The sequence below is a fragment of the Streptomyces sp. NPDC025721 genome (assembly GCF_055558595.1).
The window spans coordinates 544,323-553,922 of record NZ_JBVHMF010000002.1; the positions used below are offsets into that span (position 1 = coordinate 544,323).

The 9,600-nt window shown below is 72.9% G+C and carries 10 protein-coding genes; 5 read left to right on the forward strand and 5 right to left on the reverse strand.

Annotated features, from left to right (window positions below):
- Positions 1–122: 122 nt before the first annotated feature.
- From ACZ4EF_RS06330 to ACZ4EF_RS06340, 3 genes are all read right to left on the reverse strand, one after another.
- Positions 123–1,214, reverse strand: coding sequence for a S1C family serine protease (locus tag ACZ4EF_RS06330; RefSeq protein ID WP_401303867.1), 1,092 nt, complete (start codon positions 1,212–1,214; stop codon positions 123–125).
- A gap of 215 nt (positions 1,215–1,429) precedes the next feature.
- Positions 1,430–2,209 (reverse strand): methyltransferase domain-containing protein, encoded by a 780-nt coding sequence (locus ACZ4EF_RS06335; protein ID WP_467503088.1) that lies wholly within the window; start codon positions 2,207–2,209, stop codon positions 1,430–1,432.
- A gap of 238 nt (positions 2,210–2,447) precedes the next feature.
- Positions 2,448–3,029 (reverse strand): DUF3043 domain-containing protein, encoded by a 582-nt coding sequence (locus ACZ4EF_RS06340; RefSeq protein ID WP_355334304.1) that lies wholly within the window; start codon positions 3,027–3,029, stop codon positions 2,448–2,450.
- A 205-nt stretch (positions 3,030–3,234) separates the two neighbouring features.
- Here ACZ4EF_RS06340 and ACZ4EF_RS06345 point away from each other — a divergent pair, with 205 nt between their 5' ends.
- The 4 genes from ACZ4EF_RS06345 to ACZ4EF_RS06360 all read left to right on the forward strand — a co-directional run bounded on the left by ACZ4EF_RS06345 (position 3,235) and on the right by ACZ4EF_RS06360 (position 6,673).
- The gene (locus ACZ4EF_RS06345; RefSeq protein ID WP_355334301.1) at positions 3,235–4,026 is read left to right on the forward strand and encodes a PspA/IM30 family protein; all 792 of its coding nucleotides are present in this window, start codon (positions 3,235–3,237) and stop codon (positions 4,024–4,026) included.
- A gap of 156 nt (positions 4,027–4,182) precedes the next feature.
- Positions 4,183–4,461 carry a PspA-associated protein PspAA gene (gene pspAA / locus ACZ4EF_RS06350; RefSeq protein ID WP_188282672.1) on the forward strand — a complete coding sequence of 93 codons (279 nt, stop codon included), beginning with the start codon at positions 4,183–4,185 and terminating at the stop codon, positions 4,459–4,461.
- A gap of 89 nt (positions 4,462–4,550) precedes the next feature.
- Positions 4,551–5,966 (forward strand): sensor histidine kinase, encoded by a 1,416-nt coding sequence (locus tag ACZ4EF_RS06355; protein ID WP_467503051.1) that lies wholly within the window; start codon positions 4,551–4,553, stop codon positions 5,964–5,966.
- Complete coding sequence (locus ACZ4EF_RS06360) at positions 5,963–6,673, forward strand: response regulator transcription factor (RefSeq protein ID WP_402712147.1); 711 nt, start codon at positions 5,963–5,965, stop codon at positions 6,671–6,673. Before ACZ4EF_RS06355 ends, ACZ4EF_RS06360 begins: the two co-directional genes overlap by 4 nt.
- Positions 6,674–6,750: 77 nt before the next feature.
- Here the strand turns inward: ACZ4EF_RS06360 and ACZ4EF_RS06365 are convergent, their stop codons facing one another.
- Entirely contained in the window at positions 6,751–7,629 is an 879-nt protein-coding gene (locus ACZ4EF_RS06365; protein WP_355334294.1) for a GNAT family N-acetyltransferase, read from the reverse strand.
- A gap of 22 nt (positions 7,630–7,651) precedes the next feature.
- Complete coding sequence (gene nadA, locus ACZ4EF_RS06370) at positions 7,652–8,824, reverse strand: quinolinate synthase NadA (protein ID WP_355334291.1); 1,173 nt, start codon at positions 8,822–8,824, stop codon at positions 7,652–7,654.
- A 269-nt stretch (positions 8,825–9,093) separates the two neighbouring features.
- Between nadA and ACZ4EF_RS06375 the strand changes: the two genes are divergently transcribed.
- Entirely contained in the window at positions 9,094–9,447 is a 354-nt protein-coding gene (locus tag ACZ4EF_RS06375; protein WP_188281477.1) for a HesB/IscA family protein, read from the forward strand.
- Positions 9,448–9,600 lie beyond the last annotated feature (153 nt).

A 9,600-nucleotide genomic window follows, 5' to 3' on the forward strand; every position in this document is an offset into this window, starting at 1 on the left:
CACACCCGACCGCGCCTCCCCCCACGGGAGAGGGCCCCCCCCTCCCCCCCCCCCCCCCCCCCCCCCCCCCCCCCCCCCCCCCCCCCCCCCCCCCCCCCCGCCGTCGTCATGCCGTACCGCGCTCACAGCGAGCCCAGCGTGACCTCCACGGTCTTCGCCGCCCCGTCCTGCTCGTAGCCGACCCGCACCTTGTCGCCCGGCTTGTACGAGGCCAGCGCCTCGGTCAGCGTCTGCGCCGTGGTGATCGGCGTCGAGCCCAGTTTGGTGATCACGTCGCCAGTTTTGAGCCCGGCCTTCTCGGCGGCGCCCCCTTTGGTCACCGAGACGATCGCGGCGCCCGCGGGCTGGAGCCCGTTGTCCACGACGCCGCGCACGGTGATGCCGAGCGCCGCCCGGCCGGAGTCCACGACCTTGCCGTCCTTGATGATCTGGCCGGCGATCCGGGTGACCGTCGAGGACGGGATCGCGAAGCCGATGCCGGGCGCCGAGCCGCTGCCGAGCTGCGGGTCGGTCGCGGCCAGCGTCGGGATGCCGATGACCTGGTTGGCGAGGTTCACCAGCGCGCCGCCGCTGTTGCCCGGATTGATCGACGCCGAGGTCTGCACCATGTCGGGGATGGTCGCGCCGGTCCCGCCGCCCGTGGCGCCCTCGCTGACGGTGCGGCCGGTCGCCGACACGATGCCCTCGGTGACGCTGCTCGACAGCCCCAGCGGATTGCCCATCGCCAGCACGATCTGGCCGACCGCCACCTTCGAGGAGTCCGCGAAGCTCGCCGGGTGCAGACCGCTCGGCGGCGACGACAGCCTGATCACGGCCAGGTCCTCGGCCGGGTAGGTCGCCACCAGGGTCGCGGCCAGCGCCTTGCCGCCGGTGGCCAGATTGACCTGGAAGCTCTTCGCGGTGCCGACCACATGGGCGTTCGTGACGATGTCGCCCTTGTCGTCGTACACGACCCCGGAGCCGAGGTCGGAGTTCGTCGTGATCTGCACGACCGACGGCAGCACGTTCTTCACGGTGTTCTCGTACGACGTCTGGAGGTCGTTGCTCCCCGACGAGGACGTGTCAGCCGCGGGCGCCACCGTGGCGGGGGCCGACCTCGCCGCCGAGCCGGAGTCGGAGCTGCAACCGGAGGCCAACATCGCCGTCGCGCAGACGGCGGCGGCGCCGGGTAGCAGGAACCGGGTGCGGTGCCAAGGGGTACGCGATCCACTCATGCCTGAATTGTCGCGTTTGCGGCTGCCCCTGACCCGGCCCGCACGGCCAAACGGGTCTCGCCCCCGCCGGGACACCGTCCTCCGCCCGGGCCTTCCCGCGGGACCTCACTCGGGCCCCACCCGGGGCCTCCCCGCAGCCATAGCGCGGATCTCCGTACTGGCCTCCACGCGGCCTTCCCGCGGACCTCCGTACGGACACCTTCACGCAGGCGCGGTCAGCGGCGCACGCCGCACAGGTGCAGCAGCGCGGCCACCGCGCGGTACGGATCGGTCCGCCCGGCGGCCTCCTCCGCGTCGAGCAGCTGGGCCAGCTCGTGCGGGTCCTGCGGAGGGCGCGCGCCGTCCGGCGCGGTGTCGGTGAAGACCCGCACCCCGTACCACTCCTGGAGGGGCACACCGATCCCGGCGAGCGTCGCCGTGAGGCGTTCGCGCCGGTCGGCGCGGGTGGTCAGGCCGAGCCGGTTCGTGTAGCCGGTGGCGCCGACCGCGCCCAGGGCGCCCGACCAGTCGCCGAGCAGCCCCGGCCGCATGGCCAGCGCGTCGCCGTTCCGCACGAGCAGCGAGAGCAGGCCGCCGGGGGCCAGCACCCTGGCGAGCGCGGCGAGCAGCGGCTCGGGGTCGGGCACGTACATGAGCACGCCGTGGCAGAGCACGACGTCGAAGCAGGCGGGCCCGAAGTGGCGGCCGGTCTGGCGGCCGTCGCCGCGCAGCAGCGCCATCCGGTCGCGTACGTCCTGCGGCTCGGCGGCGACCGCGGCCCGCAGGGCGGTGAGCATCGCCGGGTCGGACTCCAGACCCGTCACGATGTGGCCCGCGCGGGCCAGCCGCAGCGCCTGGGTGCCCTGGCCGGGGCCGATGTCCAGCACGCGCAGCGACCGCTGGTGCCGGGCGTGGGCGCCGCCGCTGGGCGGGAAGTGCGCGGTGAGGCGCTCGTCGAGCTGGCGCGAGACCAGCTCCTGCCTGACGGTGTTGCGCAGGCCGTCGAGCCCGGCCAGCCAGTTGCCCGCGCCGCCGGAGAAGCCGCCCGCGCCGGGCGGCTCCGCGGCGGGAGCCGGGGGCGGGACGGGCACACCGGCGGCCGGAGTCCCGAAGCCGTACGCGCCGGCCGGATACGCCGACCCGTACGGCGTCACCGCGCCGAAGGACCCGGCGGACGGGTCGTCCCCGCCCGGAGCGGGCGGACCGAAACCGGCGGCGTCGGCCGCCCTCGCGTCGTTCAGGATCCGCCGCCGTTCAGAGCTGGTCGCCGCGCTGCACCTGCGGCTTGGGCAGCCGCAGACGGCGCATCTGGAGGGTGCGCATCAGCCCGTAGGCGACGGCGCCCTTGTGGCTCTTGTCGGGGAGCCGCTTGCGCAGCTGCTGGCGCAGCCGGAACGCGGTGACGAACGAGTCGACCACGATCGCCACGATCACGACCAGCCACAGCAGCAGCGACAGGCTCTGGAGGGAGCCGATGATGCTCATCACGAGGATCAGGACCGCGACCGGCAGGAAGAACTCGGCCACCCGGAACCGCGAGTCGACGTAGTCGCGGGTGAATTTGCGCACCGGCCCCTTGTCCCTGACCGGCAGATACCGCTCGTCGCCACCGGCCAGCGCCTGGCGCTGCTTGGCCATCTCGGTGCGGCGGGCGTCGCGGGCCTGCCGCGTGGCCGCCTTGCGGTCGGTCGGCGCGGTGACGGCCTTGCGGCGCTGGCTCTGGGCCTCACTGCGCTTCGGAGTGGGGCGACCCTTGGGAGCCTGCGGGTCACGTACCTGGTCCTCGATCACCGCGGTGGTCGAGACCTGCTCATCTTCGGAACGACGTCGGAACACACCTCCAGGTTACGTGGTTCCCGGGCCCGGCCCCAGCCCCTCACCTACTCCTTGGGCCTGAGGTCACCGAACCGTGATCGTCCCTACGGATGACCGCATCCGCACCCGAACAGTGCGGTAATGGAACCAGGGCCCGTAGGCTGGGGTCTGTAGAGGTGCTGAGGCATGCTGGAGCAGTTGCCGGAGAAGGGGGCGCGCGAGGCCCATGAGCGGTGTCATGAAGCGGATGGGACTGATTTTCCGCGCGAAGGCCAACAAGGCCCTGGACAGGGCCGAGGACCCGCGCGAGACGCTCGACTACTCGTACCAGAAGCAGCTCGAACTGCTGCAGAAGGTACGGCGGGGCGTGGCGGACGTCGCCACCTCCCGTAAGCGGCTCGAATTGCAGCTCACGGAGTTGCAGAAGAAGTCGTCGACCTACGAGGACCAGGGGCGCAAGGCGCTGGCGCTGGGCCGTGAGGACCTGGCCCGCGAGGCGCTGTCGCGCCGGGCCGCCCTCCAGCAGCAGGTCGCCGACCTGGAGACGCAGCACACCACGCTCCAGGGCGAGGAGGAGAAGCTCACGCTCGCCTCCCAGCGGCTCCAGGCCAAGGTGGACGCCTTCCGCACCAAGAAGGAGACCATCAAGGCCACGTACACCGCGGCCCAGGCGCAGACCCAGATCGGCGAGGCGTTCTCCGGCATCTCCGAGGAGATGGGCGACGTCGGCATGGCGATCCAGCGTGCCGAGGACAAGACCGAGCAGCTCAGGGCCCGCGCGGGCGCTCTCGACGAGCTGCTGGCCTCGGGCGCGCTCGACGACCCGAGCGGTCTGGCCAAGGACGACATCCAGTCCGAGCTCGACCGTCTCTCCGGCGGCAGCGACGTCGAGCTGGAGCTCCAGCGGATGAAGGCCGAGCTGGCCGGCGGCAGCGCGCCGCAGGCGATCGAGGGAGGGCAGGGCGGTCAGGCCGCCAAGCCCGAGCCGCAGGACACCCCGCGGTTCGACAAGCAGTAGGTCTCACCGGCAGGAGGTCATGACCGGCGGTAGGTCGTGACCAGCGGTGGATGTGGACTGCGGTGGACGTGGACAGGACGCGCGCCGCAGGGGTACGCAGGACAGGCAGGCTCGGCCGCCGGGCGGCACGTCAGCAGGGTTACGGAGGAGGCCGTCATGATCGTACGGATCATGGGGGAGGGCCAGGTCGGGCTCGACGAGAGCCATCTCGGCGAGCTGAACAAGCTGGACGACGAGCTGCTCGCCGAGGTCAGGAACGGGGACGAGGAGGGCTTCCGGCGCACGCTGGGCGCCCTGCTCGACGCGGTCCGCCGCTTCGGCGAGCCGGTGCCCGACGACTCCCTGGAGCCGTCGACACTGATCCTGCCGTCGCCGGACGCGAGCCTCGAAGAGGTCCGTGAACTGCTCAACGACGACGGACTGATCCCGGGCTGAGGGCGGGGCACCGGGCGGGTACGGGGCGCGCCGGGCTTCCCGTACCGTTGCCTACCGTGCAGTATCCGCTTCCGCCGAGGAATCCTCTCGTGGGCCCCAGCCGCTGGCTGCGGGCGCATCAGGGGACGGCTGACGCGGGTCTCGCCGCCCTCGTCTTCGCGGTGATCCTGGCCGGCACGGTGGCCGGGATCCAGACGTACCGGCTCGGCCTGGTCGACACCGCGCTCGCGGCGCTGGCCTGCGGGTCGCTCGTCCTGCGCCGCCGCGTCCCGTGGGCGGTGCTGGTCTTCACCTGTGTGCTCTCCGCGGTCTTCATCGCGCTGCGCCCGGTGGACGGCCGGATCCCGGTGATCTTCGCGGTGGCCCTCGCCCTGTGCACCGTCGCCGCCCGCACCGACCGGCACACCACCTGGGTGACCGGCCTGCTGGTCAGCGTCGGACTGACCGCGCTGGCCATGTCCTGCGGTCCGGGGCCCTGGTACGGGCAGTCCAACTTCGGCGTCTTCGCCTGGACGGGCATGGCCGCGGCGGCCGGTGACGCGGCCCGCAGCCGCCGCGCGTACGTCGCCGCCGTCGAGGAACGGGCGCTGCGCGCGGAACGCAGCCGCGAGGAGGAGGCCAGGCGGCGGGTGGCGGAGGAACGGATGCGGATCGCCCGCGAGCTGCACGACGTGGTCGCCCACCACATCGCCCTGGTCAATGTGCAGGCCGGGGTCGCCGCGCACGTCATGGACAGCAGGCCCGACCAGGCCAAGCAGGCCCTCGCGCACGTCCGCGAGGCGAGCCGGTCCGCCCTGCACGAACTGCGCGCCACCGTCGGCCTGTTGCGCCAGTCGGGAGAGCCCGAGGCGCCGATGGAACCGGCGCCGGGCCTCGCCGTCCTCGATCAGCTCCTCGACGGCTTCCTGCGCGCCGGGCTGCGCGTCACCGTCGAATGCGCGGTCGACGGCCACGAGGTGCGCGAGGACGCGCGTGCCGGGCCGGGGGAGCGGGGCGGGGGCGCGGCGGACGACCCGGCCGTGCCGCCGCTGCCCGCCAGCGTCGACCTCACCGCGTACCGCGTGATCCAGGAGTCCCTCACGAACGTGCAGAAGCACGCGGGCCCCGGCGCGGGCGCCGTCGTCCGCATCCGCCGTGAGCCGGGCGTGCTCGAAGTCGTGGTGGACGACGACGGCGCGCCCGGCGAGGCCGCCTCGCTGCTGCCGTCCGGCGCGCTGCCGGGGCCCCGGCGCGGCAGCGGTGCAGGCGGTACGGGCGGTACGGGTGGCGCGGGCGGTACGGGGGACGGCGGCCCGCCGTGTCCCGCCGATCCGCGCGACGGCGCCCCCGGCGGCCACGGCCTGCTCGGCATGCACGAACGGGCCAGCGCGCTCGGCGGCATGTGCCGCACCGGTGCCCGCCCCGGCGGCGGCTTCCGCGTCTGGGTCCGGCTCCCGCTCTCCACGCCCCCGCACCCGGCCGCCGCCCCGGCCGTCCCGCCGCGCGCCCAGGGGAGCGCCGGATGATCGGCACCGGCCGCCTCGCCGACGAGCGCGAGCGGGGACCGCTGCGCGTCGTCCTCGCCGACGACCAGGCCCTGCTGCGCGGCGCGCTGCGCGTCCTGGTGGAGTCCGAGCCCGACATGGAGGTGGTCGGGGAGGCCACCGACGGCGCGGAGGCGGTCGCACTGGCCAGGACCGCAAGCCCCGACGTGGTGCTGATGGACATCCGGATGCCCCGTACCGACGGCCTCGCCGCCACCCGCGAGATCACCGCCGACCCGGAGCTGACCGGGGTCGCGGTGCTGGTGCTGACCACCTTCGAGGCCGACGAGTACGTGGTGCAGGCGATCCTCGCGGGGGCCGCGGGCTTCCTCGGCAAGGGCGCGGAGCCCGAGGAACTGCTCGGCGGCATCAGGACGGTGGCGGCGGGCGACGCGCTGCTGTCGCCGTCCGCGACCAAGAGCCTGATCGCGCGTTTCGTGTCGCAGCAGATCGACGCCGGGGTCCGTACGGTCGCCGGTCTCGACGCGCTGACCGTCCGGGAGCGGGAGGTGCTGATCGAGGTGGCGGGCGGGCTGTCCAACGCGGCCATCGCGGCGCGCCTCGGCGTCAGCCCGCTCACCGTCAAGACCCACATCAACCACACCATGGCCAAGCTCGCCGCCCGCGACCGCGCCCAACTGGTCGTCGCCGCCTACGAGTCGGGCCTGGTCCGCCCCCACCCCCGCTGACCGCGCCCCCCGGCCGGGCCCGTCGCCCGCCCCGCCACCGCCCGCCCGCCCGCAGCGGAGCCGCCTCGTCAGACTCCTCAGAGGAAGGTCTCCGAGGGGATGTACGGCATCGGCGGGCGCATGCCGCGCAGGCAGACGAATCCGGCGTTGGCGATCTCCAGGCCGGCGGCGATCCCGACGTCCAGGGCCCAGTCCTGCTCGGCGGTCAGCCGGTCGACGCGGGCGGTCTCGCCCTCGGGGACGCTCAGCAGCGCGGCGGTCAGGAGGCGGGAGGCAAGACGCCGCGAGGTGGCGGCGATCAGCTCGACGCTGCCGCCGCGCAGGTAGCAGTAGCCGCTGCCCGCGAGGTCGTCGACCACGAACAGCCGGTGGTGGCGCAGCAGTTCCTCGTGGTCGGCGCCGTGCGCGCCGCCCCGGGTCCTGCGGTCGAGGGAGTCCAGCAGGTCGCGGTGGCGGGCGGTGCCCTCGTGCACCGCGCCGTCCGGCGGCTTGAGACCGGCCGCGTCCACCGGGCCCGTGAGCCGCATCGCGGGGTGCAGCGTGAAACCGGCCCTGCGGTACGTACGGGCCGCCACCGGGTGCCGCGAGCCGCAGATGATGCCGCGCAGGCACGCCCTGCCGTGCACCAACGCCCGCGCGAGCAGCGCCTTTCCGACGCCCTTGCCCTGCGCGCCGGGCACCACGGCCAGCAGCGACAGGCCCCAGGTGCCCTCGCGCCGGGTGGACAGCGCGACCCCGACCGGGCCCGCCGTCCCGTCCTCGATCAGCCAGCAGCCGCCGGGGTCGCTGCGCGCCAGGTGCCGGGTGGTGCTGTGCTGTCTGGCGATCTCCGCGGCCGGTAACGGCCCTTGCGGCGCCTCGCCCTTCAGCACGTGCGAGGCGCCGAAGGCGGCGGACGAGATCACCCGCACGACTTCGGCGTCCTCCTCGTCGTCACGTACCGGTCGAAGGATCACGCGTCCATCATCGCGCCGCGCGTTACGGCAGGGCCAGCATCTGCTCCAGTGCCAGCTTCGCGAAGTGCTCGGTCTCCGCGTCGACCTGGATGCGGTTGACGAGCTTGCCGTCGGCCAGCGACTCCAGCGTCCACACCAGGTGCGGCAGGTCGATCCGGTTCATCGTCGAGCAGAAGCAGACGGTCTTGTCGAGGAAGACGATCTGCTTGTCGGGGTGGGAGTTGGCGAGCCTGCGCACCAGGTTCAGCTCGGTGCCCAGCGCCCACGCGGAACCGGCGGGGGCCTCGTCCAGCATCGTGATGATGTGCTCGGTCGAGCCGACGTAGTCCGCCGCCGCGACCACCTCGTGCTTGCACTCGGGGTGCACCAGGACGTTGACGCCGGGAATCCGGGCGCGGACGTCCTCGACCGACTCCAGCGAGAAGCGGCCGTGCACCGAGCAGTGGCCGCGCCACAGGATCATCTTGGCCGCGCGGAGCTGCTCGACGGTCAGACCGCCGTTCGGCTTGTGCGGGTTGTAGACGACGCAGTCGTCCAGCGAGAAGCCCATGTCGCGTACGGCGGTGTTGCGGCCGAGGTGCTGGTCGGGGAGGAAGAGCACCTTCTCGCCCCGCGAGAAGGCCCACTCCAGCGCGCGCCGGGCGTTGGACGAGGTGCAGATGGTGCCGCCGTGGCGGCCGGTGAAGGACTTGATGTCGGCGGAGGAGTTCATGTACGACACCGGCACGGTGACGTCGGCGACGCCCGCCTCGGCGAGCACGTCCCAGCACTCCGCGACCTGCTCGGCGCTGGCCATGTCGGCCATCGAGCAGCCCGCGGCGAGGTCGGGCAGGATGACCTGCTGCCGCTCCGAGGTGAGGATGTCGGCCGACTCGGCCATGAAGTGCACACCGCAGAAGACGATGTACTCGGCCTCCGGCCTGGCGGCGGCGTCCCGCGCGAGCTTGAAGGAGTCGCCGGTGACGTCCGCGAACTCGATCACCTCGTCGCGCTGGTAGTGGTGGCCGAGGATGAAGACCTTGTCGCCGAGGCGGGCCTTGGCGGCGCGGGCGCGCTCCACCAGGTCCGGGTCGGACGGTGCGGGCAGGTCCCCGGGGCACTCGACTCCGCGCTCGCTGCGGGGGTCGGACTCCCGGCCGAGCAGGAGGAGTGCGAGAGGCGTGGGCTGTACGTCCAGCGGTTGCGTCGTGGTCACGGGCCCGTAGCCCTTTCTTTGCAGCGCAGACCTTTTCGTCTACTTGACGTTATCTATGATAGCCCGTTCGTGTCAGATTGACGATGCCGGTTTCGTCAATGTGACGCATTCGCTCTCACCGCTCCCGGCGCCCTCCCTCGCCGCCGCCGCGGTGTGCGAGCATGGAGGGGAATAAGTCGTAGCGGACCTCGACACGCACGGAATGAATCCGCGCGGTTGCCGGTTAGCAGTCGGTAGCCAGCAGTCCGTACAACCCGGGAGAGAAGCACATGACGGTTCAGGACGAGACCACCACGACGGACGGCATCCTCCTGTCCGACGCTGCCGCCATCAAGGTGAAGACCCTGCTGGAGCAGGAGGGCCGTGAGGACCTCGCTCTGCGCGTCGCCGTCCAGCCCGGTGGCTGCTCGGGACTGCGCTACCAGCTCTTCTTCGACGAGCGCTCGCTCGACGGCGACGTGGTCAAGGACTTCGGCGGCGTCAAGGTCGTCACCGACCGGATGAGCGCCCCGTACCTGGGCGGCGCCTCGATCGACTTCGTCGACACCATCGAGAAGCAGGGCTTCACGATCGACAACCCGAACGCCACCGGCTCCTGCGCCTGCGGCGACTCGTTCAGCTAACCGGTCCGCGGGCGGGGCCCCGCCCGGGCGACCCGGAACAAAAAAGCGGGGGGGGGCCGCAAAGGGGGGGGGGGGGGGAACCCCTCCGTCCCCCCCACCGGGGTGGGGCGCACCCAAAAGTTCCCAGCAAGAAGGTGTGGGCCTCTTTCCCTA